The sequence below is a fragment of the Methanobrevibacter sp. genome, assembly GCF_045120835.1.
Taxonomy (GTDB): Archaea; Methanobacteriota; Methanobacteria; order Methanobacteriales; family Methanobacteriaceae; genus Methanocatella.
Map to the genome: position 1 here is coordinate 18,761 of NZ_JBGVFE010000034.1, position 20,351 is coordinate 39,111.

Genomic DNA, 20,351 nt, shown 5'->3' on the forward strand with positions numbered 1-20,351 from the left:
ATTTTTCACATTAACCTTTTTAACTTCCCGTGATATAGTATTACCATGAACAGTAATATCTCTAACTTTTTGAACGGAAAATTTGCTCCGGTTGCATTGATTAAAACGAATGAAAAACCGGAAGATGTCAGGGCTCCCAAAGCGGGTCGTGGAGGTTGCGTAATGTCTTTTGTTGCAAAGACTATTGCAAAGCGTGAGACAACAGTTTTTGGTCGTGAAAATGCAACCTGCGGAGGAATCTATCCTGGTTTCGGTTGGGGAAGCGGATTTGAAAGTGATGAGGATAAGGCCTTTCAGGCAACCTTCCTTTCATGCGGTGTTGATTCAGCAAAAGATAAAGGGGATTATCTTAAAAAATTGGAAAATCGACCAGAACGTGTAAAAAGGATGTTTTCTGAAGGTGAAAGAATCTACACTGATTTTGAAACAGCATATGGAAATATTTCGGCCAGGCCAATCTATGACAGTGAGGATTATGTTGTCTTCAAGGCTTTGGAGGATCTTGAGGAAGGTGAAATTCCTGATTCCGTAATTTTCACTGTCAATGCATTTGAGCTGACACTTTTGCTACAGCTTGACGGTTCTCATAGGGTTGAGAGTAATTTCGTGTGTGTTCCACAGGCTTCCGCATGCCAGCTGATAGGATGCTTTGTGTTTGAGCAGGATGAGGCCGATGATTCTCATATGGTGTTGGGACCTGTTGACCTTGCCGCCAGAGGTCACATGAGGCATTTCATTCCAGATGATTATGTATTGCTGGCCATGCCGTGGAAACTGTTTTTGAAACTGGAGAAAATCAGTGAAAACAGCCTTTTTCAATCATCTTTATTTAATGAGTTGAATATATAATTAAATGATATTATGAAAACTATTGTGATTAATGCAAGTCCAAGAAAGAAATGGAATACAGCAGAGATAATGCAGTCTGCACAAAAGGGAGCCGAATCGGTTGGAGCAGAAACAGAATACTTCAATCTCTATGATTTGGTTTTCAAGGGTTGCAGAAGCTGTCTTGCATGCAAGCTGAAAGACAAAACAAAGGGCAAGTGCTACTGGAGAGATGACCTGACACCGGTCATTGAAAAGATATTGGATGCTGATGCGTTGTTGATAGGTTCGCCGATTTATTTTGGCCAACCTACAAGCGAATTCAGGGCATTGGTTGAAAGATTGATATTTTGCATAATGTCATACGATGACGGCTCAAGCTATTTCACGGGCAAGGTAAATGTCGGTATTTTCTATACCATGAATGCTCCTCTGGAGTTCTATGAGCAGTCCATGAAGGAGAGTTTGAAAACAACAGAATATCTCTTTTCATTCCTGAACGGCGAAATTGTATCTTATCCGGTTTGCGATACGATACAGGTAAGCGACTATTCCAAGTTCAATATGGCTGGTTTTTCACAGGAGCTCAAAGAAAAGCAATGGATCTTGCAGTTTCCAAAAGACCTTGAAAAGGCATTTGAAATCGGTGCGGAGCTAAGCAAATGAGGACTGTTGTAATCAATGCAGGACCCAAAAGAAAGGACGTTAACGCACAGTTGATAAAGTCTGCTGGCGAAGGTGCAAGGTCGGCAGGTTCTGAAGTCGAATACATTGACTTGTACAGGCTTGACCTGTCAGGATGTCGTGTGTGTCTCATCTGCAAAAACGATGAGGAAACCTGCAAATGTTTTTGGAGAGATGAGCTTTCAGAGGTAATTGAAAGGATTTTTGCAAGTGATGCCCTTTTGATTGCAGCTCCAATATTTTTCTCACAGCCTACAAGCCATTATATGGCCCTGCTTGAAAGGCTGATATACTGCATGGTTTCATACAGGACAGGAAACAAGTTCAAAGGCAAGGTAAATGTGGGACTTTTCTACACCATCAACTATCCTATGGATTATTTTGAAAAATCCGTTAGGCCTCACATCAAGCAATCCGAGGACTTGCTTGGGATGCTAAACGGAAATGTGGTCATTGAAACATTTTCAAACATCTCCAGGAATATGAAATCCCAATCGTCAGACGATGAATTGAAATTGAAGGAAGAGCAATTTTCTAAGGATTTGGATAAGGCTTTTGAAATCGGTGCCTCCTTGGCAAGATAATTTTTTTTCAAAATTTTGTGTATACATTTTTCAAAAATGAATACAAAACTTTATATACTACCTCTTCACAATATTTAATTGTATACAAAAACCAAATTTGTAATACATTTAGAGAGTGATAAAATGTCAAACCAAAAAAGAACCAATCCAAGAAAATTCGTTTTCGGAAATGAAAGATTCGGAGGGTCATACACTCCTGGGGAATTCGAATTCAATTTCCCCGAAGACATGACCCGTGAAGAATTTGAAAAAATGTTTGCAAGAAAAATGAATGCTCTGCACAAAAGAAAAAGTGATTTTGCAGAAGAAATATTCGATTCAAAATCAAGGAAAGAAAACTTGAAGCCATTAAGCATTCGTGTAAAGCCGCACACAAAAGACTTTTTCAAAAACCATTCAATTCTCACACCAAGGGATGTGCTTGAAATGTATGAAAACTTCAACAACGGCTCAGAAGCATTCATAAACTCATTGATTGAAGATGAAAAAGAGCTTGAAAAGGAACTTAAGGAAGTTCAGGAAAAATTGCACAATGCAAAACTTTTCAAGGAAAAGCTAAGTGAAATCGAACCAGAAAATAATGTTTTAACTGATGAGGAGAAGATCATACAATTAAAACGGGTCTATAAGGATTCAGAAATCAAGGTAATAGGCAATGAAATTCCAGTTGGAAAGGCTGAAAATGATATCATAAAGGATATCCAGATGTACAATACATTAATAATACGTATTTTCAACAATGAATTTCTGACAATTGGCGTATATACCAATGCACAGCCTGTTGTTTATTACTTTAAAAATGAATACTCAAAGGATGATGTCACAGATATCTTAAACCGCATTGAAGAATTCTGCAATGATGGTGATATTGAGGTGACAGTGATTGAAAGGTCACTTTTCGATGAGTAAAAAAGCTTTTTGCAAGTGCGACAAAACACATTTTCGCACTTCAGCAATTTATTTTTAATTTATTGGGTGTTGTTTTCAGTTTTGTTTTTTTGCATGTTCGCCAAATCGTTAACCTGTCTTGATAATATTTTTTGCCTAATGAACGGCTCCAATTCCACTGCAGAATTTTGAATTATAATTAAATATCATGAACAATTATTTAATAATATGGTAGATTTTGAAGAAATAATAAATACAAGAAGAAGCATTCGTGAATATCAGGACAGGGAAGTTAGTGATGATGATGTTTTAAAAATCCTGAAAGCTGGAATGCAGGCTCCAGGGTCCAGACTTGGAGCGGAGCCATGGGAATTTGTAGTAATCAAAAATAAAGATACATTAGCTAAACTTGCTGAAATTAAGCCAAGGGTTAAAACAGCACCTGTTGCAATTCTGCTTGTTGCCAATATTGAAAGGGCATTTTACAAGCTTCACTGGCAGCAGGACATGTCTGCTGCAGCTGAAAACATGCTGCTTGAAGCGGTAAATCTTGGCTTGGGCGGACTTTGGAATGGCGTTGCGCCTACACAGGAAACAATGGATAAGGTCGCTGAACTTTTCAATTTGGACAATGAAAATCAAATTCCATTTTGCATAATCACTCTTGGCTATCCTGCTGAAGGATGGCAGAACAAATTCATGAACAAATTTGATGAAAGCAGGATTCATTATGAAAAGTACTAAGCATGATTTTAAAAGCGTAATCAATCGTAAAAACACCAGCTCACTTAAATGGGACTTATTCGGAGATGATGTTCCGATGTGGGTAGCCGACATGGATTTTAAGGTAGCGCCCGCTATCCAGAAGGCTATCAAAAAAAGGGCAGACCATCCCGTATATGGTTACACCATTGTTTGCGATGAGCTTTTTGATGCATACATCGACTGGTGGGACAGGCGATACGACTTTAGGATGTCCCGTGAAGACATGCTCTACTCGATGGGAGTAATGCCGTCAATTTCATCAATGATTCGATGCCTGACTCAGGAAAATGACAATATATTGATTCAATCTCCTGTTTATCATGTTTTTTTCTATGTAATCCGGGACAATAATCGAAACGTCCTTGAAAATGAATTGATTTATGAAAATGGTGCATATTCGATTGATTTCGATGATTTGGATGAGAAATTGTCAAAATCCAAGATGATGATGCTCTGCAATCCCCAAAATCCGGTTGGAAAAATCTGGTCTAAAGATGATCTGGCCAAAATAGGGGAATTGTGCAGAAAACATGATGTTGTCTTGATATCCGATGAGATTCATTGTGATTTGACAGATCCTGGAGTTAAATACAATCCATTTGAAACTTCAAGCGATTACGATAAGGTTATCACATGTCTTTCTCCATCCAAGTCATTCAATATAGCGGGCTTTCAAAGCTCTATTGTTCACACAAAAGATGATGTGCTATTTGAGAAAATCAAAACCCAAATGCACGTTGACAATTCCGATTCATGCAATGTATTTGCAACCACTGCAGTTGTTGCGGCTTACAGGAACTCCCAGGACTGGCTGGAGGAGTTGAGAGAAACATTGTACGACAATAAACAAATTGTTAGGGATTATTTGGAAAATGAACTGCCGATAATAAAGTTGGTTGAATGTGATGCGACATATCTTTTGTGGCTTGACTGTTCTCTTTTAAATACTTCCTCCAAGGTTTTATCCGAGTTTTTAAGGCAAAATCAGGGATTGTTCTTGTCTGCGGGCAGTGATTTTGGTGAGTGTGGCGATAATTTCTTAAGGATGAATATTGCATGTCCAAGGGAATTGCTGATTGAGGGGCTTTCCAGACTAAAGAGGGGAGTCATTGCACTGAACAATATTAATCAGCTGTCTAAAAATTTCTGATTGAGTTTTTTTTCTGACTTGGGCATGAGGTTTAGAATATGTCTATTGACCTATTTTTCTCTTTTTTTTAATTATTTTGTTCATATTTTTTTTATTTTTCTATTTAAAATTCAGAATGTTTTCTTATTTCAAAAATATTTTATATATTGTTAACCAAAAATAATTTTATAAGATTGATTTAGTGATACGCATGAAAATAAAAACGACAGGCTTGTTGTTATTGTTCGTATTTTGCATATTTATGATTGGTGCGGTTAGTGCATCGGACGATACGAATGATAATATGTTAAATAGTAACATGGATGTTGATGAAGTCACTTACGCTGATGATATTGGTGTAGATGATAATGAAATTCAAAATGCAAATGATGAGGAATCAATTCCTGAAAATGACTATGATCCAACATCATTCATGGCATTAGATAGGACAATAAAGAATGCACCCGGTTCCGAGATAAAATTGACACAGGACTACGCTTATAATGAAAGCTGTGATTCTGAGCTCACATGGGGAATTACCATTTCCAAATCACTCACAATTGACGGTAATGGCAAAACCATTGATGCAAATGGCAAAGCCAGAATATTTAATGTTGAACCAAACTGTAAACTGATTTTGAAGAATTTAATCATAGTCAACGGTTATAGTGATGGTGATGGTGGAGCAATATATGTTAATAATGCCAATTTGACAGTAACCAACTGTTATTTCAATAACAATAAAGCAGTAACTGGGGGGGCAATATATGCCTATGATTCTAATGTTGTTTTAACTCATAGTCGCTTCCTTAAAAATCATGCTGAAGACACTGGGGGAGGTATTATAGCACGAAAGACTAATGTTGATGTCCTGAACAATGTTTTTGAAGATAATCATGCTGCCGGTGGAGGTTCATTGATGCTACTTGCCAATGGGAAAAAAGACCTTACAGCCAACATAAAGAATAATGTCTTCAAGAACAGTACTGCAACATCTTCTGCAGGATTTTTCCATACTAGTCTTCAATCTACTGTAGTGTCCAATTGTACTTTTGAAAACTACGATGGTGGAGAATATGGCGGAATATCTGCAGACGGCAATATTGAAATATCCGACTCAACATTCAGGAATAGTTATTTCGTGAAAGGAGGAGCTTTGAATTTAAATGGCAATTCTAAAATATCCCGTGTAATAAACTGTATTTTTGAAAATAATCGTGCTTCCAATGGTGGTGCAATATACTCAACTCACAAATTAACACTGAACGATAATCACTTCAAAAACAACACTGCGGAAATGTATGGTGGAGCAATATATGATGCCGGAAACTTTTTCGACATTGCAGATAATGCTTTCACAGATAATAATGCAAAAATTGACGGAGGAGCGATATACCTTGAAGGTGCAGTAGAAATCAGGACATATAAGAAATGGGCATCATATGGTTCAGCTACATATCGACTGACTGTTGCATCAATTACAGGTACCAGTAGCATGTATAATGCATATTTGAATTATGATACTTTAATGAATTTCGGCATAACTGATTATACAAGTGATAATAGGGTCGATTCCCTTCTTGATTATTATAAGGCTGGGGGAAGAGGTCCAGTTTCTGCTTCTCGTGATTTTAATGCTTATTCCGGATCTGTACAATATGATGCAGAAAACTTAGTCACTGTGGGTGAAGGGAAAATATTTAAAAATGTTTTCTTAAACAACAATGCAAATGAAAAGGGCGGAGCAATTTATGCTACTGCAAATAATCTGATTGTTCGTGAAAACAATTTTATCAATAATTCCGCTAAAGACGGGTCTGCCATTTGCATATCTGAAAAGTCTCAAACTCGGTCATGTGTTGTTGATGCTTCCGCCGATACTCCAAAATATAGTGAAAGTACTACAAAAATCGATTTGAAAAAAGCAAACGCATACATTATCACATTATACGATTATAAATTGCAGGATGCCAAAATAAATCGATATATGTACAGCAATATTGAAATGGTTGTAGGTCATAATGTGACAGTACTGAAAAATACTTTTACACTGAATAAGGCAAATGCTGCAGGTAATGTAATAATCGATGAGGGAACAAATACAACAATCGAAAACAATGCTGATAAGAATGCAAAAAGCAGCAGTACAATCTATTCAAAGTCACAGTATGTATCAATATCTGAGAATGCTTTTGACGATTCACAATTGAAAACCATATTGTCATTAAAGGCAAGCAATGAAGCTCCAAATTTGAATGAAGATTTTGAATTCATTGTTACTCTAAAAGATGAGTTGAATGCTGCGTTGCCAAACCAAATGGTCCAATTAACTATTCAAAATAAAACATATCCATTAACAACAGACAAGAATGGAATTGCAAAACTTGCCTATAAACTGAACACTACTGAAGCACTAACTGTGAATGTCAAATATGACGAAAATTCTGTCTTCAATCAAAGCGCCTCAACATTGAATATTAAAGCAAGAATTGCCACAGTTATTTCTGCTTCATCCTTAACCACCGTTTATAATGGAGGGGCATATCTTGTTGTCTCATTAAAAGACATTAACGGTAAAGCTTTAAGTGGGGTTAGACTGAGCATTGATTTGAATGGCAAAATTTATACTCCTTCAACTGATGTAAATGGTCAGGTTAAGTTGTCTGCAGATGGATTGACTCCAAACAGATATTTGGCTACAATAACTTTTGCTGGAAATGATTATTATGGTAAATCCTCTATATCAGTTGAGGTTATTGTTACAAAAGCAAAACCTAAACTGAGTGCAGGCAAAAAGACTTTCAAAAAATCTGTTAAAGTCAAAAAGTATACAATTACTTTGAAGACCAATAAGAATAAGCCATTATCTAAAGTAAAGGTTAACTTAAATGTCAAGGGCAAAAAATACAATGCAAAAACAAACGTTAAGGGTAAGGCAACATTCAAAATCAAAAACCTAAAGAAAAAAGGCAAATTCAAAGCTACAGTGACATTCAAGGGTAACAATTGCTACAATAAGGCAACCAAGAAAGTCGTAATAATAGTCAAGTAACTTGCTTAGGCAGTTACTTGATTTTTAATTTTTTAATGAATCTATAAATGATTGTATCAGCCAATCTGAGATGCTGATGTCTGATCCGTATCTGATTATCTCATCGGCTTCGAACCATTTGGCCTTTAGAATTTCATCACCGTCAACCTTTATGTCTCCGGAATCGTACTCAGCTGTAAATCCAAGCATAAGGGAATTTGGAAATGGCCAGGACTGGCTTTTTTGATATTCCAGATTTTTTACCTTAATTCCAACTTCCTCCAACACTTCTCTGTGCACTGCTTCCTCGACTGATTCTCCCGGTTCCACAAAACCCGCTATCAGGGCGTAACGGATATTGTCATGGTAGCTGTGTTTTGCCATAAGAAGTTTGTCCCCATTTCTGATGGCCACGATAATTGCAGGAGCGATGCGGGGATAATGGTTTTGACCGCATGAAGGGCATTTTAACATCATGTCCTTTTCATCTAATCGAGTTTCAGCTCCGCATCTTCCGCAAAACCTGTGTGATATGTACCAGTCTCTTACCAAAACGGCTTTTCCGGCGATATGATACAGGTCATGGCTGAATTCATAAACATCCTTCAGAGAATAGAATGACTCATCGCTTTCGGCATTGGCAACAAAAGCCCTTTTGCCTTTATAATCTCCGATATACCAACAGAAGTCAACATCAAATTCATCCAATGAATCAGGTAATCTTTTATTATCATCCAAATATAATTCTCTTTTTTCATTAAACACAAACAGATAATCGTCAGTATTGGGTTTGATGTCTTCATCAAAATGGATTTCGTAATTTTCATAAAGGGACTTTTCAATCATGCTTAATCATATGTTCGAATTGTTACTTAATATTTATATGAAATCAGTTACAAAATTAAAATTGGTGATATTAAATGGTATCCGAAAAAATGGAAAAAGCTTTAAATGGTCAATTAAATGCTGAAGTTTACTCTGGATATTTATATTTATCCATGGCAGCTTACTTTGAAGATGAAGACTTAGCAGGATTTGCTAACTGGATGAGAGTACAGGCAGAAGAAGAATTGGAACACGGAATGAAATTTTATGATTACATTATCAGAAGGGGAGCTTCCGTAACTTTGACTGCAATTGATGCACCTCAAACCGAATGGGATTCTCCATTGGCTGCATTTGAACATGTACTTGAACATGAAAAAAAGGTATCCGGCCTTATCAATGATTTGGTTAACCTTGCTATCGAGGAAAAGGACCATGCAACCAACAACTTCCTGCAATGGTTTGTTGAAGAACAGGTCGAAGAAGAGGAAAATGCCATGGAACTGGTCGCTAAAGCCAAATTGGCAGACGGTGACAACAGACTGATTTATGAATTGAACAAGGAATTAGGTGGAAGAGCACCTTCCGAAGACTAGATTTAATCTGGTCACTTTTTTTTACTTTTTTTGGTGATTGAATGTATCCAGAAGGTCCTACTGATGAAGCTCAGGTTGTCTCAACGCAATACGAATCCGAATTATTGGGTGAAAATGACTTGGGAAGCGTATATGTTCATGGCCCTTTTGGAGATGTTTCATCCGAAACTAAAATTGCATACCTGATTGGAATGCATCCATTGGAAAGCAAATCTCACAGAGCGCTGTTTGATAAGTTAATGTCATGTGACGATTTGAAATGTTGCTATTATCTGTATAACATCAATGTCAATGATAAGGACTCCGAGACTGAAGGGCGTCTTGAAGGCCAGCTTCTGGCCAGTGAATTTGTAAAGGATGACATAATCGACAAGAATTATGATCTCTTTTTGGATATCCACTCAAACCGTGGACCGAAAGGACCTGGAGATTATGAAATAACAAATTTTGTCTTTGCTCCGGGATTTGATGATGAATCATCAAGGTTCATGAATGAAATACTTGATAAATTTGATGAAATAGTCTATTATGCTCCGGAATTTAGATCAAGCCCTCCATACATTACCGAACCCACTTCCAAAGCGGGAATCGCAACAGTTGTCTATGAGTGCTATTCATATGAGCCTATGGAAGTCACATATGATTTGGCATCCAAACTAATCGGCATTGTTGACGGCTTGAAATATGAATGATTTTTCTTTCAAATCTAATTTTAAATTTTATATATCTTGAACCTCTCCGACCTGTAGAGGTCGGAGATTCTTAGGTAATCCATTCTAATGAATAGAAATATTCTAAGCTATCCCCCAGGTCCTCTAGGTTGTTTTTCTAGTGTTTTTAATCCTTCGTTTAAGTGTTGATTGCGGCATTGTGGTCTCTTTCGTGTTGTGTGCCGCATTTTGGGCAATTCCATTCCCTATCGTTTAAGGTTATGTCGTTGTTTTTAAAGCCGCATTTATGGCATGTTTTTGTGGAAGCGAACCATTGGTCGATTTCAACGAATGTTTTACCGTATAATTCTGCTTTGTATTTTATTTTTTGTTTTAGTTTATACCATGCGGCATCATGAATTCCAGGACTTATATTGTTGTTTTTTAGCATTCCTTTGATATTTAAGCTTTCCATTACGATTATATCGTATTCTGTAACTAGTTTTTTGCTGATTTTGTGATGAAAATCGTTTTATTATGTCGTTTCTTTTGTGTTATAGTTTTTTTAGTTTTTATACGGCTTTTAGGTAGTTGCTTCCATATTGTGAGGATTAAAAAATTAGAGATATTATTTTACGTTGTTTTTTTATTTTATCATCTAAATCGCTGGTGTCTGGTTTGGCTATCACCTCTCCCGTCGATAATGTGATATAATTTTTTAAACCAACGTCAATTCCCACACTTTTACCAGTTAATGGAAGCGGATCTATTTGGATTTCTAATCTATAGGTTATTGATGCATACCATCTTCCTTTATCATATATGATGGTTACGGTTTGTATTCTACCAATTATAGGTCTCAGACCACGTAATTTGATAAAACCGTATTTATTTAACCTTATATAATTGTCTTTGATTCGTATGCTGTTGTTGACATTTTTAATGGTGAATGATTGCACTGGATTTTTCAATGTTTTAATTTTTGGTTCACCGGATAATCTTTTATCATAGCGCTGGTATGCTTTTTGTAGGCGTTCTATGGAGTCTTGCAGAGCAGTAGAGTCGATTTCATATAGAAATGGATTTTCATGCTTTAATTCACGCAGACAATCATTGTAAAAACTTCGATTAATCTTAATCTTCTCATCCCTAGATTCAAGATGATTTTTATCGATGATTTTGTTGTGAATTCTTGCTTGTCTAACTTCTTGTCTAACGTTATTGCTAACAAAACGAGAAGCTCCAAAAGCATCCCAAAAAGCAACCTCCATATCCCAATTAGGATTAATACGACACTTACAAGTCAAAACATCAGACATAAAAACACACCTAACATTAAATCTATAAAAACCCCCTCTTATAAAGGATTTAAATTAGTAACACTACAAAAAATATATATGAATATAATACCTATATAAACAAAGTGAGAGAGCATTTGAAAACTAATCTTAAAAAAAAAGCTTTCATTTTTTGTGAAATTCATCTCCAACCTACAGAGGTCGGAGTATTCTTTCACATATTAGATAAACATAATATATTACACTATTAAATTAATGAGGGTAATAAAAAATGTCAAAACCTGTCGTTGCAATAACAAGACCAAAAGACAGAGCGCAGAAAGCCTGCGAAATTGTTGAAAAATTGGGTGGAAAGGCTTTTCTTGCTCCGACACTTGATTTAAAACCTGTCAATACCGATTCACTGAAAGAATTGGTTAAAAGAAAAGACGAACTTGATTGGATTATATTTACTTCACCAACAACCATAGTTTCACTCAATAAGTTTTATCCAGACTTTATAAAAACATTGAATTGTAAACTGGCAGTCATTGGAAATAAAACCGGCAAATTAGCTGAAAAACAGGGCCTGAGTGTTGATTTGATGCCTGATGACTTTACAGCTGAAGGGCTTATCGAAGAGTTTAAAAAACGAAACATCACCGGCAAAACCATCGGAATTCCAAGAACCGCTTCTGCAAGAGCAGTACTACCCGAAGAGCTAAAAAAACTTGGAAATACCGTCATTTTAGCTGAAGCATACAAATCACTATTTCCAATGGATGAAAAAGCAGTCAAAGACCTGATCTCAAAAATTGAAAATAAGGAAATCGACGCGATAACCTTTACAAGCCCTCTGACTGTTGAAAACTTCTTTGAAATAGTTGACGATAAAGAAAAAATGGCTAAACTATTGTCTGAAAATTTACTGACGGTTTCAATTGGTCCAATCACTGCAAAAGTTCTGGACAAATATGGCATTGCATACATTTACCCCGATACCTACACAGTTCCCGACATGATGGAACTGCTGTTTAAAACATTAAATGAAAAAAGCAACAGGTGAAAAAAATGATAACTATCTGGCCACAATATTTAGATAAGAATTTAACCCTTAAGGAAGGGCGCAAAATAGCTAAGGAATATGCTGTAGCAGATCCTACACTTAATGAAATCGAAAGAGCCTTGAAAAGACTCAATTTGCCCCACAGTGTTCAAAAAGATGTTGCATATCCTGGAAAATGGTATGAAAAATCTGGAAGAGTGCTCGTTGAATGGGACAAAACAAAATTGGAACTTATACGTGAAGTTAGCTTGGAAATAAAAGAATTAAGACACTGATTATTATGCAAATACCACAATTAATGTCTGAACAATACGCCATTGCAAAGCAGATAATTGAATCATGTGATGACATTAAAGTCTATTCACATATTGACTGTGACGGAATATGTTCAGGCGCAATACTATCAACCATACTAGACAGACAAGATAAAGAACATGAAATTGAATTTGTCAACTTGGATGTCCTGGATGACATTGAACTTGACCATGAACTTACAATATTTTCGGATTTGGGCTCTGGCCAACGCATTGACACCAAGGCAAAGAAAGACCAAAAAATTATAATTCTTGACCACCATCCTCCCCTAAGAGATTTGGACTACAAAAACAACAAGGAATATGATTATCTGGAAATCAATCCCATTCATCATGGCATTGACGGATCATATTACGTTTGCGGAGGAGGATTATGCTATTTTCTTGCAAAGGAATTTGGATATGATGATTTGAGTTGGATAGGACTGCTTTCAGCAATTGGAGATATGCAAAATACAAAAAGCGGCCATTTTGAAGGATTGAATGAAATCATCCAACAGGATGCAATCGACGGCGGATATCTTGAAGTCTTTAAAAATGATTTAAACATTTACGGAAGAAATACACGTCCGTTATTTATTGCTCTTTCATATTTTAATGATGTCAAGCTTCCAATTACAAATAACACTGCCGAAACGATGGCAATTTTGGAAGAACTTGGAATCGATGAAAAAAACAACAGAAAAACATTGAATGAACTCACAATGGAAGAAAAAGGCAAACTCTATCAGCGCCTGTCCTCAATGATTGCCCAGGTAGTTCCCGGAAACTATGTAAAATACATTCCTCAATTGATTATTGGCGACTCCTACACATTCTTAAAGGAAGATGAAACCAGCTTTTTGAGAGATGCATCTGAATTTTCAACAGCGATGAACGCCTGCGGAAGAAATCACGAAGAAAAAATTGCTATGGAAGTCCTGAAAGGAGACAGATATGTTTCACTTGATGAACTTGAGGCAGTAAGTCGTGACCACAGACGCAATTTGGCTCAAGCTATAGAAAAAGTTGCAGACAATGAACATTCAAATATAATTGAACTTGAAAACTTGCAATATTTTGATGGAACCGGCATTAAACCTGAGATTGTTGGAACTATCACCGGAATGATATTGGGATACTGCAATTGGAAAAAACCAGTTATAGGATTTACCCAAACTGATGATAATGGATTAAAAATATCTCTTAGATGCTCTAGACTGCTTTCCTATGATGGAATCCACTTTGGAAATATAATCCGTGAGATTTCTGCTAAAGTTGGCGGAAGTGGCGGAGGCCATTCAATGGCTTGCGGTGCTTACATACCTATTGATAAAAAACTTGAATTCCTTGAACGATTCAATAATGAACTTGAAGGCAAACTAACAAATTAGTATATATACTAGTAAAGATAAAAATAAAAATTAATCAATTTAAATTGAGGAATGAAAATGATGAGAGCATTCAAAAAGAGAGGTGCGTTGACACATTTCCAAATATTAAGCGAAATTTCAAAACAAGACCCACACCTCAAACAAAAAGATTTGGCTGAAAAATTAGGGATTACAATACAAGCTGTTTCTGAAAATATTAAAACACTGATTGAATTAGGATATATAACCTCCAAAGATGGAAGATCACCATACAAGATTACTCAAAGCGGTATCGACAAGGTTAAAAAAGATGCCATTAGCTTAAGAAAGTATACCGATTCAGTCCTGGAGACCATGAATCATTATAAAACAATCTGGCCGGCAATTGCAAGAGAAAAACTTTCAAAAGATGATATTGTAGGATTGTTTATGGAAGATGGAGTATTATATGCCCACAAAAAAGAAGAAAATGCAACAGGAGTTGTGCTTGATGATGCTGAAAAAGACAGTGACGTTGCATTGACTAACCTGACAGGACTCATTGACATGAACGTTGGCGAAGTTACCGTCATCAATGTTCCTACAATTAAGGAAGGAGGATCAAAATCCTGCGATATGGAACTGATAAAAAATGTTTATGATAAAGGCACCAACAGTGGAAAGGAAATAGACAAAATTGCTATTGCAGGAACTGTTTCACGTGCTGTTGCTAAAAAGTTAGGTTTAAAAATTGATATTGAATATGCTGCTCCTCAAGCTACCGCAAATGCTGCCCGTAAAGGGTTGAATGTTCTTGCAATATGTGTTGGAGACATGAGCAAATCATTTACCCGAGAACTTGAAAATCAGAAAATCAAATTCAATATGATAGATGGTGGAAAATAACTATTTTTCCATTATCATCTTCAATAATGCCGCAGAAAGTTCCAGATTATCATATTTGGACTCATTTTTTAAAATTTTGATATAGTCATTCAAATCAGCACCACGAATTACCGACCCCGCATCATCCAGAACTTTTGCAATCTTAATGGATTTTACTTCACCAAGCGTGGGCAATTCCTTTTCAGTGATTTTGATTCTTTTATCATTTTTTATATTGTTGAACCTTGAAATCTCATCCTTTGAAATCAGGGTAAAAGCAAAACCTGTTTTTCCAGCCCTTGCCGTGCGTCCAATTCTGTGAATATAATCATCAATGTTTTGAGGCACGTCATAATTGATTATAACGTCAACATTGGCAATGTCCAAGCCTCTGGCAGCCACATCGGTTGCAACCAAAACATCTATATTGCCATTTCTGAATTTGTTCATTACCTTATCCCTAACCTGTTGCGTCATGTCTCCATGAAGACTGTCAACCTTAAAATCCTCTTTTTTAAGGTGTTTGAAAACAAAATCGACACTTTTTTTGGTATTGCAGAAAATCAAAGCCAAATTAACATCATATGCCTCAATCAGTCTTGTCAATGAATTAAATTTATATTTTATATCACATCTAAAAGCGTATTGAGTGATTTTCGGAATGTTTTTCCTTTTGTTGGCTATTTTAATAAATTTAGGATTATTCTGATAATTTTTGGCAATCTGCTTTATTTCTTTAGGAAGTGTAGCTGAAAAAAGCAAAGTCTGTCTTTGATGAGGAGTATTGGCCAGAATTGTTTCAATATCCTCCCTAAAACCCATTTCCAACATTTCATCAGCTTCATCCAAAACAACGCTTTCTATACCAATCAAATCCAAATTGCCCCTATCAATATGGTCAATTACACGACCAGGAGTTCCAACAACAATATGAACTCCCTTTTTAAGAACTCTGGTTTGTTTTCCAATAGGCTGACCACCGTAAACAGCTAAAACCTTTAGTTTTTTAATGTTTGCTGCAACTTTTGAGATTTCTGAGGCCACCTGCATGGACAGCTCTCTTGTAGGGCATAACACTATTGCCTGGGGAGATTTATCCGGAACGAATATTTTTGAAATAATTGGGATTGCATATGCTATTGTTTTTCCCGAACCGGTTTGTGCCTGACCAATAATGTCAGTACCCTTTAAAGCTTCGGGAATTGCCTTTTCCTGAATGGGAGTCAAACTATCAAATCCCATACTCCCAATAGCCTTCTTAATTTCATCAGAAATTTCCAAATCCTTGAAATTCATCATGTTAATATTTGAAAAACAAGCTATTTAAAATTATATCAGTTTCGATTGAATGCTTTTTTGAGGAAATTGTGATAGATATTCAAATATTTCATTGTTATCTGTTAAAATCCCTGCATCTGAAGTTCTTCTTTTAAAAATAGACATTAATTTACGATTATTTGGACTTGGCAAGACATAGTTCTGCCCAAATTTTTCAATGTACTGCTCTTTCAATCCCGGAAAATTTTCATCCAATGCATTATAGAAATACTCACGGTTGCCTTCCCTTAAAGTCAGGCCCATTTCAAAACACAGCATTGCACAAACGTCACTTTCAATACAACAATCAATGATTGAATTAATATTGTCTTCACTGTCATTGATAAAAGGTAAAATCGGACACAGCCACACCACAGTAGGAATCCCTTCATTATTTAGAGTTTTTAAAACCTCCACACGTCTTGAAGTTGGACAAACATTCGGCTCCAGAATGCCACACAACTCATCATCAGCAGTAGTCAATGTCATTTGAACGACAACCTTTGTTTTCTCATTAATCCTTTTAAGCAGGTCAAGATCCCTTAAAATCAAATCTGACTTTGTAATGCAGGTAAAACCAAAGCCATATCTGTCAATCAGTTTTAGTGCGGAACGTGTGTATTCAATCTTTTTTTCTAGCGGAATATACGGGTCACTCATAGCCCCGCAGCCAATCATTGACGGAGACCTTTTGATGAGTTCCTTTTTAAGCAAATCAAGTGAATTCTTTTTTACTTCAATATCCTCAAAAGAATGATCCATTCCATAGATTTCACTTCGAGAATCGCAATATATGCAACCATGACTACAACCACGGTACAGGTTCATCCCGTTTTTGGCCGAAAGAATACTTTTTGAATTGACATAATGCATGAGATTAATATATATTTTTAGAAGTTAATTAATTATACTACCAATTACAAAAAACAAAATCATGCTACAGAAAAACATAACAGGATATGAAAGAACATATGAAAGTAAAGAGCACCCTTCAATAAAAGGCCTTCAAATTATTGAAGGGAAAAACAATTTCCCGATAAGCTGGCTCAACCAGCAGGGATATTGCGAGTATCAGATATATCTTGAATATGTAGAGGGCGTGGAAACCCAGCCAACAAGAGCAATGACCCACGGCACCCAGATTCATAAGGAACTTGAAGACATCTTCAAAAAAGATTCAACCCCCTCAACCTTTGAAGATGCAGTTGAAGCTTCCAGAACAAATGCAATAATGTCCAGAGAATGCTTTGTAGTGTCTTCGAATTATGGAATCAGAGGATATATTGATGAAATCTGGATGAAACCGGATGAAATTGTAATAATAGATGACAAACCCGGAAGAACCCCATATGAATCGACAATGAATCAGGTAAGGGCATATTGCCTTGCATACAAGGACATGACCGGCGACGATAGAAAAATCAAAGCCGCATTAAGGGAACGGGGAACCGAAAACCTATTCTGGATTGAAATATTTACTCCCGAAGTTGAAAAGGAAATCGAATTCACAATCAACAGAATGCAAGGATTATTTGATGGAACCAAACCATTTATGGCTACCAAAAATCCTAAAAAATGCAAGTCCTGCAGATTTAAAAAGGATTGTGAACATTCAAAGGATTAAAATGAACAAAAAAACAATATCATATATATTATTAATCGTATTTTTAATAACTATTATCGTAACCCTGGCCAATTCATTTTTAGAGGATACAAATACTCAAGAAAACCAAACGGGGACACTGACAATTAATAACACTACCATACATTATGAAAAAGTGGGAAAATGTCTTGAAGTGATTGATGGAAACACCATCCAGGTTTACGGAGTTGGACGGGTACAACTGGTACAGGTCGGCACTCCCGACAACAATGTTAAAATAAGCGAAGCAAAGAACTTTGTCAGTGACAAATGTCTTGGAAAAACAGTGTATCTTGATGTTGATGACAAACAGCCGAAAGACAGGTATGGTCGCACATTAGCTATTGTCTATACTGACAGCGAAAATATCAACAGGGAATTACTGGACAATGGGCTTGCCAAAATATCGTATTTCACTCCAAGTGAATTTAAAAAGGGAGAAGTGTAGTTAAACAACTCTGTTTAAGCCCAAATATATCTTATTTTTCTTATATACCTTATCCAAAATTTCATTCCATTCTTCAATGCTAATGTGTCCCTTATTTGGAATCAGATTATCAAGTGATGCCTCGGTTACGTTTAGAATATCTGCCAAAACATATGACAATGTTCTGCCGGTCAAAGACAGATCATAAGGGTCATAACCGGTGACTGTCAAAACCCAGATGTTGTCCTTTGAAGAACTGTTATATTCCTTTCTAAGTGAATCAAACCAGCTGGCAATCCTTGTATTCTCATTTCCGATTCCTTCACCAATTGATATATAATAATCTTCACCACTGAATTCAACAGAATCGATAGCCTTTTGAATTTTATCTTTAAGTTCCGGAGAATCCAGTTCCAAGTCAAACTCATTGTTGGTAATGGTATCTGAGAGATATTTTTCAAGTTCCTTGACATTTTTGAAATAGCCCAAAGGCTCCAGTCTATCAGGATCTCGGTCACACAAGTCATAAATCAGATCCTCATCAACGTCGACAATCTCATAGCCTTCAAGCTTGTGGGATTTATACTCCTTAAAATCTATACAGTAATTTTCCAAATCTTCTTTGTTTAAATACCAAAGTACCTGAACTTTTTTTATCATATTATCAAATTTCAAATCCTAAAAATGATCATCAACCACAGTAGTCCTGGTAATATTATTAAATAGCCTGTCAGTACGTAAGAATTTACCTATAAGCCAATCAAAAATTATAGGAATCCAAAACATCTTGGTTAAATTACGTACGATTGCCTGCAACCAGGAAATGCGAGCTCCATTTCTTGACCTGACTTCCAAATACATCATCGCTTTGCCAACGCTGGCAGCGAAGAGTTTTTCACACACTACAAAGTAGACAAGAATTAAAACCGGCACTACAAATGGCAGATACTGATAAACCTGATAAACGTTTTTTGCGCCTACAACAGCAAATAGGAAATAGGACACTATCCATAAAAATGCTGAGACTACAAAAAAATCAAGAACATACGCTACTACCCTTCTAGTAAATATACTTGCCACATTATCACCTTAACAAACTCTAGGAACTGGATCCGCTATTGGCGCTTCAAGAATTCTTTCACCACCAATCGGAGTGTTGACAACAACATAATCGCCTTCGACAACTTCCCCTATAATTGCTGCATTTTCACCATAGGTTTCGCCTTTAATAGCTTCAAGGACTGCTTCAGCTTTATCCGCCTTAACGCCCATGACAACTTTTCCCTCATTAGCTACTTCAAATGGATCAATACCTAACATTTCAGAAACAGCATGCACCTCTTTTCTAATTGGGATTGCATCCTGTTCGAGTACAACACCAACTCCTGCCTTGGAGGCCATTTCATTAATCGCATTTGCAAAACCTCCACGGGTAGGGTCTTTCATTGCAGTAACTCCACCAATTTCCAAAGCTTTTTTAATAATATTCCACATAGGAGCAACATCAGACTTCAAATCTGTTTCAAAACCGAAACCTTCCCTAAATGACATGATGCTCATTCCATGATCGCCCAAACTTCCGGTGACAATGATCTTATCACCAACTTCAAGGCCTGAATCACGAACAACTTCACCTTTTTTAGCAATTCCGATACCTGTTGTTACCATAACAATACCTTCAAGCTTATCCTGAGGCATTACCTTAGTATCACCGGTAATTACTGCAACATCAACTTCCTTGCAAGTTTCATTTAAAGATTTCATTATTCTGTCCAAATCTTCAATTGGAAAACCTTCCTGCATGATAATTGCATTTGAAATAGCTAACGGCTGAGCACCCATTACTGAAACATCATTAATTGTTCCTGCAGCAGATATCCTGCCAATGTCTCCCCCAGGGAAAAACAACGGATCGATTGTATGTCCATCAGTTGTAAAAACAATTTCATAATCTCCCAAAGGAATTGATGCACCATCATCTAAGTCATCTAAGCTAATACCACCATTGACACTTTTTTTAGTGATATTATCTAAAACTGTGCTGGCAATCAAATTCGCCATTACTTCTCCACCAGCACCATGATTCATATTAATTTTTTCATCTGACATTTT

The 20,351-nt window shown here is 36.4% G+C and carries 22 protein-coding genes and 1 pseudogene; 15 read left to right on the top strand and 8 right to left on the bottom strand.

The window, feature by feature from the left end; translation table 11 throughout:
• The first annotated feature begins 45 nt into the window (after positions 1 to 45).
• The 7 genes from ACJMLO_RS03700 to ACJMLO_RS03730 all read left to right on the top strand — a co-directional run bounded on the left by ACJMLO_RS03700 (position 46) and on the right by ACJMLO_RS03730 (position 7,930).
• Positions 46 to 849, top strand: a complete 804-nt coding sequence (locus ACJMLO_RS03700; protein ID WP_405294041.1) for a DUF169 domain-containing protein — start codon at positions 46 to 48, stop codon at positions 847 to 849.
• 12 nt (positions 850 to 861) lie between these two features.
• A complete protein-coding gene (locus ACJMLO_RS03705) occupies positions 862 to 1,494 on the top strand; it encodes a flavodoxin family protein (RefSeq protein ID WP_405294043.1) in 633 nt (210 codons plus the stop codon).
• Positions 1,491 to 2,096, top strand: coding sequence for a flavodoxin family protein (locus ACJMLO_RS03710; RefSeq protein ID WP_405294045.1), 606 nt, complete (start codon positions 1,491 to 1,493; stop codon positions 2,094 to 2,096). The genes ACJMLO_RS03705 and ACJMLO_RS03710 overlap by 4 nt, the downstream gene beginning before the upstream one ends.
• A 123-nt stretch (positions 2,097 to 2,219) precedes the next feature.
• Positions 2,220 to 3,005 (top strand): hypothetical protein, encoded by a 786-nt coding sequence (locus ACJMLO_RS03715; protein ID WP_405294046.1) that lies wholly within the window; start codon positions 2,220 to 2,222, stop codon positions 3,003 to 3,005.
• Between the two features lie 207 nt (positions 3,006 to 3,212).
• On the top strand, positions 3,213 to 3,728 hold the full coding sequence (locus ACJMLO_RS03720; RefSeq protein ID WP_405294048.1) for a nitroreductase family protein: 516 nt from the start codon (positions 3,213 to 3,215) through the stop codon (positions 3,726 to 3,728).
• On the top strand, positions 3,715 to 4,899 hold the full coding sequence (locus ACJMLO_RS03725) for a MalY/PatB family protein (protein WP_405294050.1): 1,185 nt from the start codon (positions 3,715 to 3,717) through the stop codon (positions 4,897 to 4,899). Before ACJMLO_RS03720 ends, ACJMLO_RS03725 begins: the two co-directional genes overlap by 14 nt.
• Before the next feature lie 190 nt (positions 4,900 to 5,089).
• A complete protein-coding gene (locus tag ACJMLO_RS03730; RefSeq protein ID WP_405294052.1) occupies positions 5,090 to 7,930 on the top strand; it encodes a right-handed parallel beta-helix repeat-containing protein in 2,841 nt (946 codons plus the stop codon).
• Positions 7,931 to 7,954: 24 nt separating this feature from the next.
• On the opposite strand, the gene nudC is transcribed toward ACJMLO_RS03730, so the two are convergent.
• Complete coding sequence (gene nudC / locus ACJMLO_RS03735) at positions 7,955 to 8,755, bottom strand: NAD(+) diphosphatase (RefSeq protein ID WP_405294054.1); 801 nt, start codon at positions 8,753 to 8,755, stop codon at positions 7,955 to 7,957.
• Positions 8,756 to 8,829: 74 nt separating this feature from the next.
• Between nudC and ACJMLO_RS03740 the strand changes: the two genes are divergently transcribed.
• On the top strand, positions 8,830 to 9,330 hold the full coding sequence (locus ACJMLO_RS03740; protein WP_405294056.1) for a ferritin: 501 nt from the start codon (positions 8,830 to 8,832) through the stop codon (positions 9,328 to 9,330).
• Between the two features lie 41 nt (positions 9,331 to 9,371).
• Complete coding sequence (locus tag ACJMLO_RS03745) at positions 9,372 to 10,022, top strand: adhesin (protein ID WP_405294057.1); 651 nt, start codon at positions 9,372 to 9,374, stop codon at positions 10,020 to 10,022.
• Between the two features lie 157 nt (positions 10,023 to 10,179).
• On the opposite strand, the pseudogene ACJMLO_RS03750 reads toward ACJMLO_RS03745, so the two are convergent.
• Positions 10,180 to 10,500, bottom strand: a pseudogene (locus ACJMLO_RS03750) (RNA-guided endonuclease InsQ/TnpB family protein); the annotation flags it as partial.
• A 91-nt stretch (positions 10,501 to 10,591) separates the two neighbouring features.
• The gene (locus ACJMLO_RS03755) at positions 10,592 to 11,299 is read right to left on the bottom strand and encodes an RNA-guided endonuclease InsQ/TnpB family protein (protein ID WP_405294059.1); all 708 of its coding nucleotides are present in this window, start codon (positions 11,297 to 11,299) and stop codon (positions 10,592 to 10,594) included.
• Between the two features lie 250 nt (positions 11,300 to 11,549).
• Here ACJMLO_RS03755 and ACJMLO_RS03760 point away from each other — a divergent pair, with 250 nt between their 5' ends.
• Genes ACJMLO_RS03760 through ACJMLO_RS03775 form a run of 4 tightly spaced genes read left to right on the top strand, consistent with a single transcriptional unit; the run spans position 11,550 to position 14,874 of the window.
• Positions 11,550 to 12,323 (top strand): uroporphyrinogen-III synthase, encoded by a 774-nt coding sequence (locus ACJMLO_RS03760; protein WP_405294061.1) that lies wholly within the window; start codon positions 11,550 to 11,552, stop codon positions 12,321 to 12,323.
• A gap of 5 nt (positions 12,324 to 12,328) precedes the next feature.
• On the top strand, positions 12,329 to 12,598 hold the full coding sequence (locus ACJMLO_RS03765) for a signal recognition particle subunit SRP19/SEC65 family protein (protein ID WP_405294063.1): 270 nt from the start codon (positions 12,329 to 12,331) through the stop codon (positions 12,596 to 12,598).
• A gap of 2 nt (positions 12,599 to 12,600) precedes the next feature.
• Positions 12,601 to 14,010 (top strand): single-stranded-DNA-specific exonuclease RecJ, encoded by a 1,410-nt coding sequence (gene recJ, locus ACJMLO_RS03770; protein WP_405294185.1) that lies wholly within the window; start codon positions 12,601 to 12,603, stop codon positions 14,008 to 14,010.
• Between the two features lie 60 nt (positions 14,011 to 14,070).
• Positions 14,071 to 14,874 carry a winged helix-turn-helix transcriptional regulator gene (locus tag ACJMLO_RS03775; protein WP_405294187.1) on the top strand — a complete coding sequence of 268 codons (804 nt, stop codon included), beginning with the start codon at positions 14,071 to 14,073 and terminating at the stop codon, positions 14,872 to 14,874.
• Here ACJMLO_RS03775 and ACJMLO_RS03780 read toward each other — a convergent pair whose 3' ends face one another.
• Together ACJMLO_RS03780 and ACJMLO_RS03785 are read right to left on the bottom strand one after the other, a co-directional pair.
• On the bottom strand, positions 14,875 to 16,152 hold the full coding sequence (locus ACJMLO_RS03780; protein WP_405294065.1) for a DEAD/DEAH box helicase: 1,278 nt from the start codon (positions 16,150 to 16,152) through the stop codon (positions 14,875 to 14,877).
• Positions 16,153 to 16,182: 30 nt separating this feature from the next.
• The gene (locus tag ACJMLO_RS03785; RefSeq protein WP_405294067.1) at positions 16,183 to 17,043 is read right to left on the bottom strand and encodes a radical SAM protein; all 861 of its coding nucleotides are present in this window, start codon (positions 17,041 to 17,043) and stop codon (positions 16,183 to 16,185) included.
• 61 nt (positions 17,044 to 17,104) lie between these two features.
• Here ACJMLO_RS03785 and cas4 point away from each other — a divergent pair, with 61 nt between their 5' ends.
• The gene (gene cas4 / locus ACJMLO_RS03790) at positions 17,105 to 17,794 is read left to right on the top strand and encodes a CRISPR-associated protein Cas4 (protein WP_405294069.1); all 690 of its coding nucleotides are present in this window, start codon (positions 17,105 to 17,107) and stop codon (positions 17,792 to 17,794) included.
• 1 nt (position 17,795) lies between these two features.
• Complete coding sequence (locus ACJMLO_RS03795) at positions 17,796 to 18,260, top strand: thermonuclease family protein (RefSeq protein WP_405294071.1); 465 nt, start codon at positions 17,796 to 17,798, stop codon at positions 18,258 to 18,260.
• Here ACJMLO_RS03795 and ACJMLO_RS03800 read toward each other — a convergent pair whose 3' ends face one another.
• From ACJMLO_RS03800 to hypE, 3 genes are read right to left on the bottom strand one after another with little or no spacing between them, the layout of a single operon-like run.
• Positions 18,261 to 18,899: a hypothetical protein gene (locus tag ACJMLO_RS03800; protein ID WP_405294073.1), complete on the bottom strand. Its 639-nt coding sequence runs from the start codon at positions 18,897 to 18,899 to the stop codon at positions 18,261 to 18,263.
• A gap of 18 nt (positions 18,900 to 18,917) precedes the next feature.
• Entirely contained in the window at positions 18,918 to 19,319 is a 402-nt protein-coding gene (locus tag ACJMLO_RS03805) for an RDD family protein (protein ID WP_405294075.1), read from the bottom strand.
• 9 nt (positions 19,320 to 19,328) lie between these two features.
• On the bottom strand, positions 19,329 to 20,348 hold the full coding sequence (gene hypE / locus ACJMLO_RS03810; RefSeq protein ID WP_405294077.1) for a hydrogenase expression/formation protein HypE: 1,020 nt from the start codon (positions 20,346 to 20,348) through the stop codon (positions 19,329 to 19,331).
• Positions 20,349 to 20,351: the final 3 nt, after the last annotated feature.